The 19,674-nt window shown below is 45.4% G+C and carries 16 protein-coding genes and 1 pseudogene; 10 read left to right on the top strand and 7 right to left on the bottom strand.

Features of this window, described 5'->3' with window-relative positions; genetic code table 11:
* The first annotated feature begins 70 nt into the window (after positions 1–70).
* A complete protein-coding gene (gene folE, locus BSQ33_RS17495) occupies positions 71–727 on the top strand; it encodes a GTP cyclohydrolase I FolE (RefSeq protein WP_021019319.1) in 657 nt (218 codons plus the stop codon).
* A gap of 148 nt (positions 728–875) precedes the next feature.
* On the opposite strand, the gene BSQ33_RS17490 is transcribed toward folE, so the two are convergent.
* From BSQ33_RS17490 to BSQ33_RS17480, 3 genes are all read right to left on the bottom strand, one after another.
* Positions 876–3,494 (bottom strand): pectinesterase family protein, encoded by a 2,619-nt coding sequence (locus BSQ33_RS17490; protein WP_088134790.1) that lies wholly within the window; start codon positions 3,492–3,494, stop codon positions 876–878.
* 348 nt (positions 3,495–3,842) lie between these two features.
* Positions 3,843–4,493, bottom strand: coding sequence for an isoprenoid biosynthesis glyoxalase ElbB (gene elbB / locus BSQ33_RS17485; protein ID WP_021019317.1), 651 nt, complete (start codon positions 4,491–4,493; stop codon positions 3,843–3,845).
* A gap of 60 nt (positions 4,494–4,553) precedes the next feature.
* The gene (locus BSQ33_RS17480) at positions 4,554–5,501 is read right to left on the bottom strand and encodes a LysR family transcriptional regulator (RefSeq protein WP_021019316.1); all 948 of its coding nucleotides are present in this window, start codon (positions 5,499–5,501) and stop codon (positions 4,554–4,556) included.
* Between the two features lie 137 nt (positions 5,502–5,638).
* On the opposite strand from BSQ33_RS17480, the gene yjjG reads away from it, so the two are divergent.
* Together yjjG and BSQ33_RS17470 are read left to right on the top strand one after the other, a co-directional pair.
* Positions 5,639–6,313 carry a pyrimidine 5'-nucleotidase gene (yjjG, locus tag BSQ33_RS17475; protein ID WP_088135291.1) on the top strand — a complete coding sequence of 225 codons (675 nt, stop codon included), beginning with the start codon at positions 5,639–5,641 and terminating at the stop codon, positions 6,311–6,313.
* Positions 6,314–6,448: 135 nt separating this feature from the next.
* Positions 6,449–7,150, top strand: a complete 702-nt coding sequence (locus BSQ33_RS17470; RefSeq protein ID WP_021019314.1) for a GntR family transcriptional regulator — start codon at positions 6,449–6,451, stop codon at positions 7,148–7,150.
* Between the two features lie 123 nt (positions 7,151–7,273).
* On the opposite strand, the gene BSQ33_RS17465 is transcribed toward BSQ33_RS17470, so the two are convergent.
* Positions 7,274–7,981, bottom strand: coding sequence for a hypothetical protein (locus BSQ33_RS17465; RefSeq protein WP_021019313.1), 708 nt, complete (start codon positions 7,979–7,981; stop codon positions 7,274–7,276).
* Between the two features lie 298 nt (positions 7,982–8,279).
* Between BSQ33_RS17465 and BSQ33_RS17460 the strand changes: the two genes are divergently transcribed.
* From BSQ33_RS17460 to BSQ33_RS17440, 5 genes are read left to right on the top strand one after another with little or no spacing between them, the layout of a single operon-like run.
* Positions 8,280–8,804, top strand: coding sequence for an NUDIX hydrolase (locus tag BSQ33_RS17460; protein ID WP_021019312.1), 525 nt, complete (start codon positions 8,280–8,282; stop codon positions 8,802–8,804).
* 13 nt (positions 8,805–8,817) lie between these two features.
* On the top strand, positions 8,818–10,638 hold the full coding sequence (locus tag BSQ33_RS17455) for an extracellular solute-binding protein (RefSeq protein WP_088134789.1): 1,821 nt from the start codon (positions 8,818–8,820) through the stop codon (positions 10,636–10,638).
* Positions 10,639–10,646: 8 nt separating this feature from the next.
* Positions 10,647–11,732 (top strand): microcin C ABC transporter permease YejB, encoded by a 1,086-nt coding sequence (locus tag BSQ33_RS17450; protein WP_021019310.1) that lies wholly within the window; start codon positions 10,647–10,649, stop codon positions 11,730–11,732.
* Positions 11,733–12,776, top strand: coding sequence for an ABC transporter permease (locus tag BSQ33_RS17445; protein ID WP_021019309.1), 1,044 nt, complete (start codon positions 11,733–11,735; stop codon positions 12,774–12,776).
* Positions 12,773–14,383, top strand: a complete 1,611-nt coding sequence (locus tag BSQ33_RS17440; protein WP_088134788.1) for an ABC transporter ATP-binding protein — start codon at positions 12,773–12,775, stop codon at positions 14,381–14,383. The genes BSQ33_RS17445 and BSQ33_RS17440 overlap by 4 nt, the downstream gene beginning before the upstream one ends.
* Before the next feature lie 167 nt (positions 14,384–14,550).
* Here BSQ33_RS17440 and BSQ33_RS17435 read toward each other — a convergent pair whose 3' ends face one another.
* The gene (locus BSQ33_RS17435; protein ID WP_088134787.1) at positions 14,551–15,987 is read right to left on the bottom strand and encodes a glyceraldehyde-3-phosphate dehydrogenase; all 1,437 of its coding nucleotides are present in this window, start codon (positions 15,985–15,987) and stop codon (positions 14,551–14,553) included.
* Positions 15,988–16,335: 348 nt separating this feature from the next.
* On the bottom strand, positions 16,336–16,971 hold the full coding sequence (locus tag BSQ33_RS17430; RefSeq protein WP_021019306.1) for a hypothetical protein: 636 nt from the start codon (positions 16,969–16,971) through the stop codon (positions 16,336–16,338).
* A gap of 394 nt (positions 16,972–17,365) precedes the next feature.
* Here BSQ33_RS17430 and BSQ33_RS17425 point away from each other — a divergent pair, with 394 nt between their 5' ends.
* Both BSQ33_RS17425 and BSQ33_RS17420 read left to right on the top strand, forming a co-directional pair.
* Entirely contained in the window at positions 17,366–17,908 is a 543-nt protein-coding gene (locus BSQ33_RS17425; RefSeq protein ID WP_021019305.1) for a cytochrome b, read from the top strand.
* On the top strand, positions 17,905–18,474 hold the full coding sequence (locus BSQ33_RS17420) for a YceI family protein (protein WP_021019304.1): 570 nt from the start codon (positions 17,905–17,907) through the stop codon (positions 18,472–18,474). Before BSQ33_RS17425 ends, BSQ33_RS17420 begins: the two co-directional genes overlap by 4 nt.
* Positions 18,475–18,653: 179 nt before the next feature.
* Here the strand turns inward: BSQ33_RS17420 and focA are convergent.
* Positions 18,654–19,490 (bottom strand): annotated as a pseudogene (gene focA / locus BSQ33_RS17415) (formate transporter FocA); the annotation flags it as partial.
* Between the last annotated feature and the right edge of the window lie 184 nt (positions 19,491–19,674).

Below are 19,674 nucleotides of genomic sequence, written 5' to 3'. Positions count from 1 at the left end.
GATGTAATTATGACAAATTCCGAGTATCCTTGTCAGCCATCCGGAAGGGTTGAATCAGAGAGGTTATGTCATGTCAGGTCTGAGCGAGTCTGCTTTGCTGGTCAAAAATGCACTCGAAAATCGTGGTTTAGAAACGCCGATGCGTCCGAATCCTATTGGACGAGAAGAGAAGAAAGAAAAAATAGAATATCATATGCGTGAAATTCTCAATCTGCTCGGACTGGATTTAACTGACGATAGCCTTGAAGAAACACCACATCGTATTGCTAAGATGTATGTGGATGAAGTGTTTTCCGGCCTTGATTATCACAATTTTCCGAAGATCACCCTGATTGAAAATAAAATGAAAGTCAGTGAGATGGTACGGGTCAAAGACATCACCGTAACGAGTACCTGTGAGCACCACTTGGTCACCATTGACGGAAAAGCGGCCGTTGCCTACATTCCCCGAGGCAAAATTATCGGTTTATCAAAAATTAACCGGATTGTGCGTTTCTTTTCCCAGCGTCCGCAGGTGCAGGAAAGAATGACCCAGCAGATTCTGGTTGCGTTACAAGCACTGTTAGAAACAGATGATGTCGCGGTGACGATTGACGCGACTCATTATTGTGTTAAAGCCCGTGGCGTGATGGATGCAACTAGTGAAACGACGACGACCGCATTGGGTGGATTGTTCAAGTCTAACCCTGCGACGCGCTCCGAATTTTTACATGGACTTTTAGGGTAATCGTCCCTTCGGTTAATGGAAAACCAATGCAAAGAAAAAACCGAGTGGTGAACCACTCGGTTTTTTTATGGATGTTGCCAACTCTTTAGTCAGTGAACTCTTTCTGTAAAACTTTAGCCAGTCAAACGTTGACTAGTCAAAACGAGTGTCAGAATCGGTCATACGCTGGACTAGGCAGTTGTTGCGCAAGGTGATGGAGGGAAGGATTTTGGTGAATGGCTTCAATCACGAGTTGGGCAATCCGTTGTGCACCTTGCTGTTGGAAGTGAGTTGTATCGGGTTTCGCGAGTGAACCGGTCCGATTGGCATAGTATGGATATTGTGCCGGATCAACGGCCAGCCAGATCGATTTCCACGCATCACCGGTTGTCTGGTTTGCCATATCAATGACCAAAGTTTGTAGATCAATCAACGGTACATGATTGATCTGTGCAGTTTCTTCAATCGTTTGCGTATAGTTTCCGACATATTGATAGCCATTCTCTGCATTTTGCGTCGTGACATGCTGGTTTGACTTAATTGGCGTGCCATTGCCACCATAGATACTTTTCGCACGAGGGACCGGGGTGATCAGCACTGGGTGCATGTGATGACGACGGGCAAAATTCAGGTATCTTTCCAATGAGTGTTGGAAGGAATTGTTCCATGCAGAAAATGGGTATTGAGGATTACCCCAAGCATCATTCGGGTAGGTACATAAGTTCGCAACATCAACCGATCCTCGCCCTGCTTTTGCACCGTTACACTTCTCATCATTGTGTCCAAACTGAATGAGCAGGAAATCATGAGGCTGGACAAGCGACTCAATCTGGCTGAGCCAGCGGGCATTGATGAAATCTTTTGAACTGCGTCCTGAGCGAGCGGCATTGACCACCTGTAACTGATGACCATTGGACACCATCTCAGCAAATGCTTGTCCCCATCCCATGCGTGGAAAAACTTCATCGTCATAGTTTGAGACGGTTGAATCACCGACAAGAAATATTCGACGCTTGGCCGATTGGATCTGTTGCTGAGTGTCGTCAAGCTGTTCCCCGGTGACTCGGTATCCTGCAACCGTCTTTGCGGCAAGGATCGAATGAAATGACAGGTCGGTCAGGGCGGTTTTTGCCGTTAATCCTGTACTGGTGTCATAGCCGCGATTATGGATGACCTGACTGGCAAGTTTACGGATGACCGGCTCATAGATATCAGCATAACTGACAGGATCCCATGCTTGTTGCGCATCAATACCGTATGCGTCAGCTACAGACTGGAAAGCCGTTCTGAAATTTTGCTGCGCCTGTTGGAGTACTGCTGCTGAAAAGACCGGGAGTTTATCCATGTCATTCAGTAAGGCCGGGCCGTTGATCCCTTCATGTGCAGCAAGCTCGGAAACGATCAAATCACTGAACGGATTCACGTTGCCGATCGTCGTGCCGTTATTGGTGATATCACTGACCAGAGCGCTGGCACAGACCGATTGGTAGGCCTCTCGATGAAGACAGGAAGAGCCACTTTGATCGTCAACCGCAACCAGAATTGGTGGGGTCATACCTGCAATTGAAACTTGATAATATCCGGCAGAATCAGTCAACGTCGTTACTGTCTGGCCGCTACTGCCTTTCAGACGGACATTGGCAGGGAAACGCATACGTGCGTGAATGACCTGACCTTTGAGTACGCTTTCTGAGCCGAGAGAAACATCGGGTTGCCAGCCAGACAAAATATGACTACGGGTATATTGTGCCGCATCGGTGTCACTCAACTGACGTCTCGCTGTATTGGAAGCGTCGGCTGTACCGGCACCGGTATTCTGATATTCCCAGAAGCGACTGTCCTCTGGATAAAACCAAATCACATTACCGTTGATGTCTTTACCGCTCATTTTATCCCAGCCGAAAATATGATCGTCTACATCACAGTTGATGAAAGCAGTGTGGCCGATTGCATTCGGATCGGCATAGCGGCCATCCTCGAATGTTCGGGTCGGATGCCAAGGGCGTCCCAGGCCATAACTTGCAGCCGGAACCGCTTCTTCTTTTGATAGCTGACAATCTTTAAATACGAGGCCGAAAGGCGTGTTGATATTTGTGCTGGGGGCGGTCAGATAACCTTGGATATTGCCCGGTGCCACATCATCACGATATCGAGCGATCAATTGACTATTTTCGAAAAGAGCTGTGCCTTCACCGAAGATAAAATCGACCGTTCCGGTGATCACGGAGTTATCAACATAGGTGTGTGGCGCACGCAGATAGACCGTATCCTGATAACTCACCAGCCGGACATCTTTAAACTGCGAGCGATCCGCTTTGGTGGAGACCAGTAGCGCAACGGCTTGTGTTCCACGGAGCTTGGTCGGGTCATCATCACTTTTAGCCTGATTGGCCGGAAAATCAAATCCGTTTTCGATGGTTAGAGAACGAGCCGTGAAATTGGCAGCGTTGATATATACGGTACGACTGCCAGATGTACCATACTTTTTGCCATTCTCATCCAATGTGCCATTGGCCGTTGTCGCGGTAATGACAGTTTGATCACGATTTTCACCGATGAGTACGACATTGGGTCGAGAGACATTGAGTTTTTCGTGATAAATGCCATTGGTGACATAGATGACATACGGTCTTCCATCATCAGGCGCACTGTTAATGGCCTTTTGAATGGAAGTAAAGTCCGCAGAACCATCTAATGCAACCTTACTGTCATAGAGTGGGGCTGCGATGGCAGAAGAAAGACAAAGGAGGGATGTGAGTCCCAAACCTGTCGTTGTCAGGTGATTCATACAGAGGTTCCTTCTGTTATTGGTTAAATTAAAATAAGGGTGTTTTTATTTTGAAATGCTGTTTTATTTTATAATTTTCAGAACAGATTAACTGTGATCAAATGAATATGCAAGCCACGAATGAGTGACAGAATGGTCAATATGTGAACAAGCATTCATTGATAAGTGATATGTCTGGGCTAATAAACGATGGTTCTTTTTGAATAAGATGAGAGCGATGTATGCTGAGCGGTTCGAGACTGAGAGGTTCTAGACTGAATGGTTTGGTCGTGAGGCAGAAAAAACGATCGGAGACACCGATCGTTTTTAGTCATCTGATTCTTTGTGAATCAATATGATCTGAAATGCTTAAGCCAGCTCGACGAGTTTCTTGACCAGTTTATCGATGCCTGAGGCGGCTTCTGAAATACTGCCAGCCAACATATAGGCTGGTGTAGATAATACGTTGTAGCGCTCGTCATAAACAATATCGTCCACCGGACAATCGATGTGTTCGCCACCGAGTGCCTGAAACGCTGCGGCTGTATTGGGATCATGACCGATTGTGCCACGAACGCCTGCTTCGTAAATCATGGGGATAATCGCTGGGGCAATGCACAAATAACCGGCAGGTTTTCCTGACTGGGCGAACGCACGACATGCAGAAGCGACGTGAGTGTTGATACTGCATTCTGCGCCATTGATCGCAAAGTCTGTCAGATTTTTCGCAGCACCGAATCCACCCGGTAACAGCAGTGCATCATAGTCGGTGGGATTGATGGTCGACAGGTCGGTAATCTGGCCCCGAGCGATGCGGGCAGACTCTGTCAGTACATTTCTTTTCTCTTCGGTCACATCACCGGTTTTGTGGTTGATAACGTGGTGTTGCTCAATATCGGGAGCAAAACAATGCCAGCTAGCACCTTGACGTTCGATAGCAAGCAGTGCCAGAACACTCTCGTGGATCTCCGCTCCATCGAAGACACCGCAACCGCTTAAAATGACAGCTATCTTTTTCATGTTGTAATCCTTTCTGTTATTCAATTGAGTCATAATTTGTGTATAAGCCTAGCATGATTTTTACTGTGCTGAGACTGTCGGTTCAATCTGTTTCAGCGCTTGATCCCAATATGGTGTATCGATGCCGAATCGTGATTGAATGAAGTCAATAAAAAGGCGTACTTTATGCGGCAGATATTGTCTGTCTGGATAGACCGCATAAACGGCATGATTCGGTAACTGATAGCGAGACATGACGGGGACCAGAAGCCCTGCGGTTAAATCTTTACCGATCATAAATGTCGGAAGTTGGGCAATACCCAAACCGTCCAAAGCTGCCCGGCGAATGCCTTCACTGTTATTCATAACCAGATTCCCTTTAGGAACGACTTTATATTCTTTGTCTCGCTGGTGGAATGTCCAGGCTTGTCCGCCACGAAAGTATGAATAGATCAGACAGTTATGATGATGCAGATCCGCAGGGTGTTCCGGAAATCCGGACCGAGCAACATACTCAGGAGATGCACACAGCACGGATTGACAGTCGGTAAGGCGTTTGGCAATCATATTCGACATGGGTAAACGGCCGATTCTGATCGCGAGGTCGAATCCGCCTTGGAGCAGATCAACCATTTGATCTTCAAGCTCGATCTCGATCTCGAGTTTCGGATACTGCTTCATAAATTCACTGACATAAGGGGCAATATGCCGGACGCCAAACGACATCGGGGTCGCAATCTTCAGTTTCCCTTGAGGTTCCCCCTGAAGTTCTAACACCGAATCCAGCCCTTGTTTTGCATAAGACAGGGACTGAGAAGCATAAAAATAAAGTCTTTCTCCCGCTTCGGTCAGATGAATTTTTCGTGTGGTACGATGAAATAACCGTACACCAAGCATCTCTTCGAGCTGAGTCAGACGTTTACTGACCGCTGATTTCGTTATGTTGAGCTGATTTGCTGCTGCGGAAAAGCTGCCCGATTCGACCACTGCAACGAAAATCGGTAAGGAAGAAAATTTAGGGCTGATCATGAATGTTAACCTATAGGAAACAGTTAGTTTCTTTAGTGAGGGATTATAGCAAATTCAAAAACAGTATAAACTGATTGTACACAAATGATCGATAGATGCATTGTGAGGGTGAGTTGTATGATACAAAAGGATATTTTATGAAGTTTGACTGGATCTTATTCGACGCGGATGAAACTTTATTTCATTTTGATGCGTTTACCGGGCTGAAGAACATGTTTTCCAGTTTTGGTGTGGATTTCACTACTGAAGATTTCAACCAATATCAAGCACAAAATCAGCAGTTATGGCGCGATTATCAAGATGGAAAAATTGATGCGGCAACACTGAAACATCAGCGTTTTACGACGTGGGCTGCACGGCTTGGTCAGACGACCGAAGCATTGAACCTCCGTTTTTTTCAGGCAATGGCGGAGATCTCGACATTACTGCCCGGAGCCGGAGCTTTACTGGAACAGCTACGCGGGCAGGTTCAGCTCGGGATTATCACCAATGGTTTTATCGATTTACAGTACCACCGTCTGGAAAAGCACGGCCTGACGGATTCTTTTGCTCAAGTGACAGTTTCTGAACTGGTCGGTGTCGCCAAGCCGGATCCGGCAATTTTTGCCTATACACATCAACAGATCGGTTATCCTGACAAAAGTCGAGTGCTGATGGTCGGTGACAATCCAGTGGCTGATATATTGGGTGGTCACCAATATGGGTTTACCACTTGCTGGTTGAATACCGCTCAGCAATCGATTCCCGACCATGTTGTTTGTCACTATGAAATTCAATCTTTAACCGAATTATCAGCGGTGATTTTTGCCTGAATGTCATCTGAATCCTACCGGACATGGTTTGTTCGGTATCACGAAAAAATATCTCATTGTATCCGCAGAGAAAGCCCGTTAAATTGAGAGTATTCGTTTTGTTTTTGTGACAATGTCACTTTGAGTTGGTTATCCGTGCAATACATTAAAATTAAAGAAACCATTGCCGAACAAATAGAGCAGGGCATGTTGGCCGCTGGGCAGAAATTGCCTTCAGAGCGGCAACTGGCTGAAACATTTGCCACAACCCGGGTAACGTTGCGTGAAGCTTTGTCGTTGCTGGAGACCGAAGGATTGATTTATCGGGAAGATCGGCGGGGCTGGTTTATTGCGCCACCGCGGATCGACTTCCCTCTATCAATGGCTGAAGATTTTCTGGTTTTGGCAGAAAATCAGGGACGGCAAGCGAGCCTGTCGGTCATTCGTGCAAAAAATACGCTGGCGAATAAACAGGTGAGTGGCTGGCTCCAATTAGGGCCGTTTGCTGAAGTATATGCCGTCGAAATGTTGCGTTATCTGGAGAAGCGGCCGGTTTGTCTGGTTCGTTACTGGGTTCATGCTGAGAAACATGCAGCACAGGATTGCGATGTTGCGCAAGAGTTATTTGCATGGCTTCGGCAACGAGAATCACTGCATGATATTCATGTGAATGACAGCGTCACTGTTGGCTGCCTGAGCGGCGAAACAGCGGTGATGCTTCATGCTGCTCCGGGGACTCCGGCGATTGTGATTGAAAGAAAAGTGTATCGTGGTAAGCATCCTGTTGCTGCTGAGATTACCATATGGCGACATGATACTTTAACCGTGACTTCAAATGCTGCGCATTTGTCCCAATGAGTCGGTTTGTCAGTCACTTGATTAATATGAATCGGATAGGGTGAGCCTGTCGATAAAAACGTCGGGAGGCTTCATGGTTGATATGAAACCTCCCGCTGGTAAGACTTAGATACGTTTGTCTATTTAATGATAAATACTTTCATTGACATTGATTTGCTTGTGCTGTTGCGCAGCATAGCGGATTTTTATATAGAGCTGGGTTGAGACTGCCGAATAACTGATAAGCGCATAACACAGCAATTCAGTCCCTTCTTCAACAATGTTTTTCACATTGCGGATATAGTCTTCCTGCATGACCATATGCCAGAAACTTCCCATCCCAAATAATCGCGAAAACGAAATTAAGATGATGACACTACAGACCAACAAGCGCATATTGGGGACGCTGAGAATTTCAGCCATTTCATGAAATACCTGATCTTTCCCTTTCCATGCATAAGCCAAAGCGCCGAGAGTCACAAGAACTGCCGGGTAAACCCAGAAACCATGCCATATATGATCAAACAGAAAATCGAGTTCTCGGATGAATAAGACCATAAAAAAGCCGCTGATTAGGATTGCTGCATGACGCAAGGTCTCATGACCAACTTTGATCCGATAAAATGCGATGACCGCGATACCCAAGAGAATTTGTTGAACATATTCGGTAACTGAGGTCTCACCGATATAGTGGTCTCCGTATAGATAATCGAGCCAGAGACAGGCAATTGCCAGTAGACTTGATCCGAGCACGCCCAGTATCAACAGACCGGTATCAATCCATATTTGCTTCGTTTTCTCGTGTTGTTCATGTTGAGCATGAATCGATGACGACGAGTGTTGATTTTTCATAGTAGTCACCTATTATTGATAATAGTTATATATTGTTTTATTAATCAAAGACATATTGTATAAATTGTTGCACTGATCTGGTGTTACAGTGCGAATTAAGAAAATATGCCAGATCGAACAGTAATCATCCTTGGTTCATGGTATTTTGTTCCGGCTTGCTTCGAGATATGGCACTCGAAGTACTGAAAATGTTGCATTTTATTTTTTGCTAACTTATTGTTTTTCATGACCGATTTTTATGACGACTGGTCATCAGTATTTGCAATTCATTAGCAAGGACAGACAAGGAGAAGCCTTTATGAAACATCTGGCCACATCAGTCGATCCTGAGGTGCAAGCCCAGAAGGATTTTCAGACACAAGTTCGTTTGGCTAGCCGAGCGATTGTGCTGAACAAGCAGAACGAAATTTTAGCGCTGTATACCGACCGTTTTGATGATTACAGTCTACCGGGAGGGGGGTTAAGAGACGGTGAAGATCCGATTGTTGGCATGGTTCGAGAGCTACAAGAAGAAACTGGTGCCTACAATGTACACAATATCCAACCTTTAGGCATTTATGAAGAGTTTCGCCCGAAAGGTACTGAAGCTGGACAGGTTGAGCATGTCGTTTCTTATTGTTATGCCTGTAAAGTTGCTGATCAACTCAAAGAACCAACACCGGAAAATTATGAGATCCAGAACGGAAGTCGTCCAGTTTGGCTCGATATTCATCAGGCAATTGCTCATAATGAGCAGGCGTTGATGGATCCGTCCCATCATGGGGAGAATTTGGAGCGGGAAACATTTCTACTCCGGTTGGCTGCAAAAGAATTATTGATTTAGGAAAAGTAATCATATGGGTAAAGTAAGACTGGCTTTATTGAGTTGTGGCTTGATGATATTCAGTATGGCCAGTTTTGGCAAAGTTATTGAAACGACCCGTTTGGTTGGGTATGGTCAGGCGAAATATCCTGAGAATTTCAAGCACTTCGATTATGTTAATCCGCACGCCCCGAAATATGGCAAAGTCATTTATGGTCAAATCGGGACGTTCGATAATTTTAATCGCTACGCTTCACGGGGTGTCCCGGCGGTTGCCAGTGGAGAGCTATACGATAGCTTAATGTTTTCTCCCAGTGATGAAATCGATACCTACTACCCGTTAATTGCGACCAAGATTCGTTATTCGGATGATTACCTTTGGCTTGAAGCCGACTTAAATCCGAAGGCCCGGTTTCATGATGGGCAGCCGATTACAGCCCATGATGTCGCATTTAGTTTTAACAAACTGAACACCGAAGGTGTGCCTCAATTCCGCGTTTATTATAAAGATGTCAAAGTAGTAAAAGCACTCAATGATCGGACCGTTCGGTTTGAAATGTCACAACCGAATCGGGAGAAACTGTTCAGCATTGCTGAAACGCTTCCGATTTTACCCGCACATTTTTGGAAAGATAAGAACTTTGCCGAGCCGCTGGCGACGCCACCGGTCGGTAGTGGTGCCTATAAAATCATCGATTATAAAATGGGGCAAAGTATTACTTACGGTTTGGTTGATGATTATTGGGCGCGTGACTTACCGGTAAATGTCGGACGGAATAACTTTAAGGTGGTTCAGTATGATTACTATCGGGATGATACGGTCATGTTGGAGGCGTTCAAATCAGGTGAATTTGATTTTCGCCAGGAAACCAGTGCCAAACAGTGGGTAACCGCATATAAAGGCGTGAATTTCGACAATGGTCATATTATCAAAGAAGAAATTCCGCATCAGAAACCGGCACCGGCAAAAGGGTTTGTTTTCAATACTACACGGCCCGTATTTCAGGACCGACGCGTCAGAGAAGCGTTGACGTATGCACTGGATTTTCAGTGGATGAATCAACATATGTTCTATAACCAATATACGCGGACAAGAAGCTATTTCCAGAATACAGAGTTTGAAGCGAAAGGGCTGCCATCTGAAGCTGAGCTGGCGATTCTGAATCCATTGAAAGGTCAGATCCCGCCCCGGGTTTTTACCCAAGCATATCAACCACCTGTAACGGATGGTTCCGGACAGATTCGGGCTCAGATGCGTCAAGCTTTCCGGTTGCTTAAAGCGGCTGGATGGCAGATCAAAGATGGCATCATGACCAATATGAAAAGTGGTCAGCCATTTACATTTGAATTGCTAATTTATAATCCGAACGATGAACGTATTGCGATCCCGTTGCAGAAAAATTTAAAGCGGATGGGTATGACAATGAACATCCGTACCGTGGACACAACGCAATACACCAAACGTCTCCGTGACAGAGACTTCGATATGATTTCAAGAGGATATAGTGCGAACGCTTATCCGTCGTCGGATTTGATGATCGTCTGGAACTCCGGCTTCATCAACTCAACATACAATCAGGCGGGTGTTTCCGATCCGGCCGTCGATCAACTCACGGAAGAGATTGCCGCGAATCAGCATGATGCACAAAAGCTGGTCGCATTAGGGCGTGCATTTGATCGGGTATTGCAGTGGAATTTTTACATGATTCCCCAATGGTATGTCAGCACCTATCATGTTGCGATGTGGGATAAGTTTGAACGTCCGAAAGTGATGCCAAAATACTCGCTTGGTGTAGATAGCTGGTGGGTTTCAGCAGCGAAGGAACAAGCGTTGGCAAGCGATAAAAGCCATTAGAGGACATTATGGCTGCATATATATTCCGTCGGTTGTTATTAGTGATCCCGACATTGTGGGCAATTATCACGATTAATTTTTTTATTATCCAAATTGCACCTGGTGGGCCTGTGGAGCAGGCGATTGCGCAAATGCAAGGGCTCGGTTCCGGGGTGATGGACCGGCTCACCGGTGGTCATCATGATGTTTCCCTTTCAGACGAAAAAACCGAGCATTCAGGATACAAAGGCTCAAGAGGGCTCGATCCCGAAGTCGTTGCTGAGATTAGACGGCAGTTCGGTTTTGATAAGCCGTTGTTGGAACGGTATGTTGAGATGTTAAAAAACTATGCCACATTCAACTTTGGCCAAAGCCTGTTCAAGGGTGGGGATGTCATTACACTGATCAAGGAGCGATTACCGGTTTCTATCTCGTTGGGCCTGTGGAGCACCTTAATTATCTACCTTATTTCGATCCCGCTTGGGATTATGAAAGCGATCCGCCATGGTTCGCGCTTCGATCTTTGGTCCAGTGCCATGATTATCATCGGTTATGCGATCCCCGGTTTTCTGTTTGCGATTCTGTTGATTATCGTTTTTGCCAGTGGCAACTATTTCGACTGGTTTCCACTGCGGGGGTTAGTCTCAGACAATTTTGAACAACTGACGTGGTATCAGCAAATTGGTGATTACTTTTGGCATTTGACCTTGCCGATTCTGGCGATGGTGATCGGTGGATTTGCGACATTGACCATGCTGACGAAAAATTCATTTCTTGATGAGATTAATAAACAGTATGTGGTCACGGCTCGGGCAAAAGGGTTGGATGAACGCAGTATTCTGTATCAGCATGTGTTTCGGAATGCGATGTTAATTATTATTGCGGGTTTTCCCAGTGCGTTTATCAGTATTTTCTTCACCGGCTCCATGTTGATTGAAGTGATGTTCTCACTCAACGGTATTGGCTTGCTGGGATTTGAATCGACAATCCAGCGGGATTATCCGGTGGTATTCAGTTCTCTTTATATTATGACTTTGTTGGGGTTAGTGTTGGGTATCATTTCAGACTTGACGTATACCTGGGTTGACCCGCGTATTGATTTTGAGGCCCGTTGAATGGCGTTGATTAAGATGAATCCAATGAATGCCGAGCGTTGGCAACGCTTCAAAAAAAGCAAACGGGGTTACTGGTCACTTTGGGTTTTCAGTCTCTTGTTTCTGATCAGTTTGTTTGCTGAATTCATTGCCAATGATAAGCCACTTTTCATTTCCTATGACCATCACTGGTATTTCCCGATCATGTATGTGTACCCTGAAACCCAGTTTGGTGGTGAGTTTCCGACGGAAGCCGATTATACCGATCCGTATGTTGATGGATTGATTCGCGAAAAAGGCATGATTGTCTGGCCGCTGATTCGGTTTAGCTACGATACTATCAATTTTAATATTGATAGTGGCAGTGTCCCGTCGTCGCCGGATGCGGTTAACTGGCTCGGAACAGATGATAAGGGGCGGGATGTTTTAGCCCGGATTATCTATGGGTTTCGTATTTCGGTCTTATTTGGGTTTGTACTCACGCTGGTTTCTTCTGTGATTGGTGTTGGGGTTGGTGCGATTCAGGGGTATTACGGCGGATGGATTGATTTGTTCGGCCAGCGTTTTATTGAGATTTGGTCAGGCATGCCAACACTGTTCTTGCTCATTATTCTGTCTAGTTTTGTTGAACCGAATTTCTGGTGGTTACTGGGGATTATGGTGTTGTTCAGTTGGATGAGTCTGGTTGGTGTTGTCCGGGCTGAATTTCTGCGGTGTCGTAATTTTGATTATGTCAGAGCAGCACAGGCGATGGGCGTCTCCGATCACCAAATTATGCGACGTCATATGTTGCCGAATGCGATGGTGGCATCATTGACCATGATGCCATTTATCCTTTCCGGTTCGGTGACGACATTAACGTCTCTGGATTTTCTGGGATTCGGTCTGCCGGTTGGGTCACCGTCACTCGGAGAACTGCTGGCGCAGGGGAAAGCGAATCTACAGGCGCCTTGGTTAGGGATATCCGCTTTTGTCGTTTTATCGTTGATGCTGACTTTGCTGGTGTTTATCGGTGAAGCTGTACGAGATGCATTCGACCCACATCAATACGGGAAACGCACATGAGCCAGGATGTATTGAGTTTAAAAAACCTGTCGATTGGTTTTCGTCGTCAAGATCATGCCGAACAAGAGCGTATTGAACAAGTGACGCATCAGGTCAGTTTCTCTATCCGTAAGGGGGAGACGCTGGCGCTGGTTGGTGAGAGTGGCTCCGGAAAGTCGGTGACAGCCAATGCGATTCTGAAGTTGCTGCCACTTCATGCGGCACACTACTGCGAAGGTGAAATCTTTTTCGATGGTATCAACACATTAACCTGTTCTACCCGTCAATTACGCGGGATCCGTGGCGGACGGATTGGCATGATTTTTCAAGAACCGATGGTATCACTGAACCCGCTCCATAAAGTTGGCAGACAGTTGGTAGAAACACTGACAATTCATCGGGGAACCCGAACTCGTCAAGCTGAAGCGATCGCGTTGAACTGGTTAGAAAAGGTTGGCATTCGTGAACCGGCAACGAAAATTAATGCTTATCCGCATGAACTTTCAGGTGGTGAGCGCCAGCGGGTGATGATTGCGATGGCATTGATCAATGAACCGGAGTTGTTGATTGCCGATGAGCCGACCACCGCATTGGATGTGTCGGTGCAAGCCCAGATTCTTGACCTGCTGAAAGCGCTCCAACAAGAGCTGGGAATGGCGATGCTGTTCATTACGCATGATCTGAGTATTGTCCGACGAATCGCTGATCGAGTTGCTGTGATGCAACAGGGGCGTCTGGTTGAAACCAATGAAACACAACAACTGTTTACTGCCCCGCAACATCCCTATACCCATCAGTTAATTCATGCCGAGCCCAGAGGAAAACCGGTTGCCGTTTCTGAGCACGCACCAACATTGCTTCAGGTTCAAGATCTGAAAGTCTGGTTTGCGCTGAAAGGCGGTTTACTGAAGCGAACGATCAGCCATGTGAAAGCGGTCACGAATATGCAGTTCAACCTGCGCGAAGGTCATTCAATTGGTTTGGTCGGAGAGAGCGGATCCGGCAAGTCAACGACCGGACTCGCGATTTTGAAGTTGCTGCATTCCGAGGGTTCGATTCGCTTTCGGGAAACTGAATTACAGTCACTGGATCGTCAGGGGATGCTGCCTTTCCGTCACCAGATGCAAGTGGTATTTCAGGATCCATTCTCGGCACTGAACCCAAGAATGTCGGTTGCTCAAGTGATAGGTGAAGGGTTGCGGGTCCATCAGCGCTTGAGTGATGCCGAGATCGATCAGAAGATTTGCGACGTGATGCTCGAAGTTGGGCTTGAACCACACAGTCGTTATCGTTATCCCAATGAATTTTCCGGTGGTCAACGACAGCGGATTGCGATCGCTCGGGCATTGATCTTACAACCTCGGTTTATTCTACTGGATGAACCGACATCTTCACTTGATCGGACCGTTCAGGCGCAAGTGTTGGATTTACTAAAAATGTTGCAGGAAAAGCACGGTTTGACCTACTTATTTATCAGTCATGATCTGAATGTAGTGAAATCCTTGTGTCATTACACCATCGTGATGCGTCAGGGGAAAATGATTGAACAGGGAGAAACTGAAACACTCTTTACCAACCCACAACATGAATACACCCGAGAGCTGGTGGCTTTATCTTCATTCTCATGAGACATGATACCGTCTGTGTTGAATAGCAGGCAAAAAAAAGCCGCTTTGATTGAGAAAGCGGCAAGCACTCAGGTGCATGATTGATGTCGTCGGTATACGCAGAAGAAATATCGATCAACTGACGACATCGATCGGTTATTATTGTTATGTTGTGGAGACGAAACTGGTTATTGCACGGGATACGTTTTGTAGCGAACGCCCATCATCTGTTCCATACAGTGAATCACCTGACCACTGTAGCCAAATTCATTGTCATACCAGATATACAAGACACAGCGAGAATCCTGAGCAATTGTTGCTGCACCATCGATAACACCGGCATAGCGCGAACCGACTAAATCTGTTGAAACAATTTCAGTGGATTCGGTGTAATCAATTTGTGGAGCCAGCGGCGAATTCAGCGCGATATCTCGCAAGTAGTGATTTAATGTGTCTTTGTCGGTATCCGCGGCTAAATTTAGGTTGGCAACGGCCATTGATACGTTCGGAGTTGGCACTCGGATTGCGTTCCCTGTGAGTTTCCCGGCAAGCTCCGGTAGTGCTTTTGCAACCGCTTTAGCCGCACCGGTTGACGTCAGAACCATATTGAGTGAAGCACTTCGTCCACGACGTTCACCCGTGTGAAAGTTATCAATCAAATTCTGATCGTTGGTAAATGAATGAACGGTTTCGATGTGACCCGAGACAATCCCATACTGTTCATGAACGGCTTTTAGTACCGGTGTAATGGCATTGGTTGTACAGCTTGCAGCAGAAATGATGGTGTCATCAGGCAGAATCGTCGATTCGTTGACTCCGAAAACAATATTTTTCATCTCACCTTTGCCCGGCGCTGTCAGGAGTACTTTGGCTGCGCCTTGACATTGTAAATGCTGACTTAAACCTTCTTGATCACGCCAAACCCCCGTATTATCGACAATGAGAGCATCATGAATCCCATAATCGGTATAATCGATGTCTTGAGGCTGGTTGGCATAAATTACCTGAATATAGTTACCATTGGCAATGATCGCTTTACGCTCATGATCAACGGTAATACTGCCGTTGAACAGACCGTGAACCGAGTCACGACGTAATAAGCTGGCACGTTTCTCCAAATCACCGTCTTTTCCACCGCGCACCACAATCGCCCGTAAACGTAACGGATAACCGGGGCCACTTTTTTCGATCAGCAGGCGTGCCAGTAAGCGACCAATTCGACCGAATCCATAAAGCACGACATCTTGTTGGGCGGCTTTAGGCGTATTATTTAAAGCATCGTGCAGTGATGTCTGTAAATAGTCCTTCAGACCGGATTCATCTTTGTGGGTTTGCCAGTATCGATGGGCGAGTTGGCCGATATCGATGCGGCACGGGCTTAATTCAAGTGCTGCGAGCTGTTGTAAAATAGGGAGTGTTTGTTGTAAATCGAGGGGAGAACCAATATAGCGACGGGCAATCCGATGCGTTTTAATAATTTCAATCGTTGCTGCATTGATCAGCGTTTTACCGAATAAAATGACTTCAACCCCACGGTTCCGGTATAGCTGTCCAATAAGGGGAGACATGGATTCCGCAATCGTTTGGCCAGCGTGCCAGTCGAGTAGATGTTTCTCTGGGCTCATGATTCAGGGACCTTTTTATTTTGTTTACGTTGAGCTTAATTTCATACCTGAGGTATGAATTCAGTCATCACCTGTGATCAACAATTATCTATTGCAAGGGATGGCTGTTGTTATGAATTTTTATGGGAGGCGATTCTAATCTGAGTTGTTTTATTTTCCTAGTAAAAATAAAACGACATATTTTACTGCAAATAGAGAAGAAATTAGTTTTTTGAATGGCAAAACGATGAATTCATACCGGATGAAAAATGGGGTTCAATGTGGTGTAGATTCAAAACGATACGTCAGACAGATGCGATTGGATGATCTGCCGTGCAATTTTTTGAGAGGGGAAGGTGAGGGGGGAGCTCAGGCCCATTGCAACACTGCGTACAACTGAATGTATTTACGTACCAGTTGCTGATCTTTAGAGCGTCGGAGTGGGTGACCATACTTAATATAACAAGGTGAAACCGCATGACAGGTTTCTAAATATTGGCTTAATCGTGAGTCACTTTCATGGAGTGTGATGCCTTGGGCATTGTATTCGGCAAGCTCGTCCGGTAACTGCCCCATCCACCAATAGAGTAGTTCCCGGCTGGTGGCTCGACGCGAAATCCAGTGATCAGCCAGTAGCAGGAGCAGATCTGAAGGTTGAATTGCATAAGCATATTCTTCTTTCCAGAGGGTAATATCTTGAACAAGTTTTTCCCGGCATGTCTTTCCGGCACTGACAAGATGATGCGTTAGGATCCACACGGTGCCTATTTCTGAAGTCACACGAAAATGATGAGGGAGTTCATGGTGAATATGCAGATCGATCGGCATGTATTCACAAGAATGGCCGAATTCAACAAGCGTGCGTGCGAGTCGTCTGGAAAATGCTTTGGCAAGGTGATGTTCAGTCATTCCCTGATTATGAATCGTTGGATAATGTTTTTCACATAACTTCAGACAGTCAGATTGAAACTCATTGACACTTTGAATCAGGATATCCAATAACAAGATTAATACTCCTTGTAAGCACAAAACTCAGCGTAGCATATTTTATACCGAACTCGATTTTTTTTATGCTTTTCGGGGCGCGATTCGACTAAAAATATTAAGTTTTTGTGATGTTTTCGGCGCATTCTGACAGGCCACTTTGAGCGAGAAATGACCGAAGAGAATAGGGTTAAGCAATTATACTCATTAAGATGCAATGCATTGAAGTGTTCATAGTTCAATAAATTTGAATGAGTTCATCAATTTATTGAGGTGTTCGATGAAATATTTATAAGAAATACTTATTAAAGAAAGTGAGGATATACCAATTTCTACTATAAATACTATTGGAGCAACAATTGTTTTCTATTTGGAAAGCGTTGTTATGGGCAAATAGACCGTCAGGAAGGGCAATATGAGCACTGATGTTAAAAACTATAATCTTGTCGCTAGGTGTATACACTGGCTATCGGCAATTGTGATTGTGGGAATGTTTGCTGTTGGTATTTGGATGGTTGATCTGTCTTATTACAGCACTTGGTATCACGAGGCACCTTTTTTACATAAATCTGTCGGGATACTTTTGGCACTTTTGACTATTTTTCGAGTGATTTGGAAAGCCTCAACCGTCTCACCAAAAGTGACAGGGTCTCGTTTTGAGAAGATTGCATCGAAAGCAGTTCATCACACGATGTATCTTGATTTATTCATCATTTTTATCTCCGGTTATCTGATTTCTACAGAAGATGGCCGAGGCATTGATGTATTTAACTGGTTTACCATTCCCGGCGCTGGCGCACTGTTTGAAGGGCAGGCTGATCTGGCTGGGGTTGTTCACGAAATCGCGGCTTGGACATTGATCATTATGGTTGTACTGCATGTCTTGGCAGCCCTACAACATCACTTTATTTCCAAAGATGATACGTTACGAAAAATGATAGGAGCATCTAAATCATGAAAAAAACATTACTAGCAACAGGGTTGGCATTAGCAACAACTTTATCTTTTGGTGCAACTGCTGCCGATTATGTGATCGACACAGAAGGTGGTCACGCATCGATTAACTTTACCGTGAGCCATCTGGGGTACAGCTATATTCAGGGACGCTTTAATCGTTTTGACGGCACATTCTCTTATGATCCGCAGAATATCAAGGCATCAAAGGTTGAGGTTAAGGTTGATACAACATCTCTGGACTCAAACCACGCAGAGCGAGATAAGCACCTTCGTGGCGGAGAGTTCATTGATGCAGGTAAATATTCAACAGCAACGTTCAAAAGTACCAGTATTGATGATCAGGGTGATGGTGAATTTACGATCAATGGTGATCTGACGCTGCATGGACAAACAAAACCAATCAGTATCGATGCAGAACTTATCGGTGCGGGTCCGGATCCATGGGGAGGTGAGCGTGCTGGTTTTGAAGGAACGACGACACTACAGTTATCTGATTTCGGCATCAAAGCAATGGACATGGTTGAAACCGTCGATATGCAACTTTATGTTGAAGGGATTAAAAAGTAAGTCATTCTCGTTACGACATGACGATAGATAAACAAAAGCCTCTCATCTGAGAGGCTTTTGTGATCATCAAGTGTGCATCACTATGGTTCAATTATTCATTTGTGCTGATGTTCATCAACATTTAGGCATCATTTTTTAAGTGCATCAACCTGTGGCATTGCGTCTGTTTTTTGCTGATTCGGACGGCTGAAGACAAACCAGTTACTTAAACCGACAAGGAAAGCGCCCCCGACAATATTACCCAAAGTCACAGGAATCAGGTTGGCAAACACAAAGTGAGAAATCGTCAGATCAGCATATTGACTGGCATCTACACCGATAGCGTGCCAGAACGTATCTGGGGCGAATGTCTGAATCGCAATCCCTAATGGCACCATAAACATGTTGGCAACACAGTGTTCAAAACCTGAAGACACGAACAGGGCGACAGGTAAAATAGTCATCATGGCTTTGGTTGCTGCATTTTTTGAACTGAATGTTAACCAAACGGCAAGACAGACTAACAGGTTACACAAAATGCCGAGGGTAAAAGCTTGAATGAACGTGTGGTGGAGTTTGTGTTGAGCAACATTCAGAACATTTAGGCCCCATTGTCCGTGAGCGCTACCGTATAAACCCGCAGCCATCACTAATACCACCAGTAACATCGCACCGAAAAAGTTACCCAGATAAACTTTGCCCCAGATCGTTAGCATTTGTGTGGTATTCACTTGTCGATTTGCTCGGGCAAGAATCGTGAGTACAGAACTGGTAAAAAGTTCTCCGCCACATATGACAACCAGAATCAGTCCCAGACTGAAAGCGATACCACCGGCCAGTTTTGCCAAGCCCCAAGGGATATCAGCAGAGCCTGTTGTGACTGTAATATAAAATACAAATGCAAGCCCGATAAACAGGCCAGCCATCATCCCGAGTCCTAAAATCGTCCCTGTTGATTTCTTGGTTTTACTCTGCGCGTAATGTTCTGCTTCAACCATCATTTCAGCAGGCGTTAGGTAATCGGTGTTGTTCGCCATATGGGCTCTCCAGATATAACTCAAAGCGTTTAAAATTGTGTGCTACAGCACATTCCTGTGCGTAGAGTACCTAATTTTACACCATACGGTAAATCGGTAATTCTGAATATAACTATCAATTTGATTGATAGTTGCCGGAAGCCCCGTAAAATGAAGTTGTAGTGGAGACTCAATAACGATAGGT

Origin of the sequence: Vibrio gazogenes (genome assembly GCF_002196515.1) — a bacterium.
In the GTDB taxonomy this organism is placed as follows: Bacteria; Pseudomonadota; Gammaproteobacteria; order Enterobacterales; family Vibrionaceae; genus Vibrio; species Vibrio gazogenes_A.
The sequence above is the reverse complement of the archived record's forward strand: the minus strand, read 5'-3'. Positions and strand labels throughout refer to the sequence as shown.

Bases quoted from the DNA above. Each gene is read 5' to 3' on its own strand.
- yjjG (WP_088135291.1), top strand. From the start codon at position 5,639: ATGAAGTTTGACTGGATCTTATTCGACGCGGATGAAACTTTATTTCAT.
- BSQ33_RS17465 (WP_021019313.1), bottom strand. From the start codon at position 7,981: ATGAAAAATCAACACTCGTCGTCATCGATTCATGCTCAACATGAACAA.
- folE (WP_021019319.1), top strand. From the start codon at position 71: ATGTCAGGTCTGAGCGAGTCTGCTTTGCTGGTCAAAAATGCACTCGAA.
- BSQ33_RS17480 (WP_021019316.1), bottom strand. From the start codon at position 5,501: ATGATCAGCCCTAAATTTTCTTCCTTACCGATTTTCGTTGCAGTGGTC.
- BSQ33_RS17420 (WP_021019304.1), top strand. From the start codon at position 17,905: ATGAAAAAAACATTACTAGCAACAGGGTTGGCATTAGCAACAACTTTA.
- BSQ33_RS17425 (WP_021019305.1), top strand. From the start codon at position 17,366: ATGAGCACTGATGTTAAAAACTATAATCTTGTCGCTAGGTGTATACAC.
- BSQ33_RS17455 (WP_088134789.1), top strand. From the start codon at position 8,818: ATGGGTAAAGTAAGACTGGCTTTATTGAGTTGTGGCTTGATGATATTC.
- elbB (WP_021019317.1), bottom strand. From the start codon at position 4,493: ATGAAAAAGATAGCTGTCATTTTAAGCGGTTGCGGTGTCTTCGATGGA.
- BSQ33_RS17435 (WP_088134787.1), bottom strand. From the start codon at position 15,987: ATGAGCCCAGAGAAACATCTACTCGACTGGCACGCTGGCCAAACGATT.
- BSQ33_RS17490 (WP_088134790.1), bottom strand. From the start codon at position 3,494: ATGAATCACCTGACAACGACAGGTTTGGGACTCACATCCCTCCTTTGT.
- BSQ33_RS17460 (WP_021019312.1), top strand. From the start codon at position 8,280: ATGAAACATCTGGCCACATCAGTCGATCCTGAGGTGCAAGCCCAGAAG.
- BSQ33_RS17450 (WP_021019310.1), top strand. From the start codon at position 10,647: ATGGCTGCATATATATTCCGTCGGTTGTTATTAGTGATCCCGACATTG.
- BSQ33_RS17440 (WP_088134788.1), top strand. From the start codon at position 12,773: ATGAGCCAGGATGTATTGAGTTTAAAAAACCTGTCGATTGGTTTTCGT.
- BSQ33_RS17445 (WP_021019309.1), top strand. From the start codon at position 11,733: ATGGCGTTGATTAAGATGAATCCAATGAATGCCGAGCGTTGGCAACGC.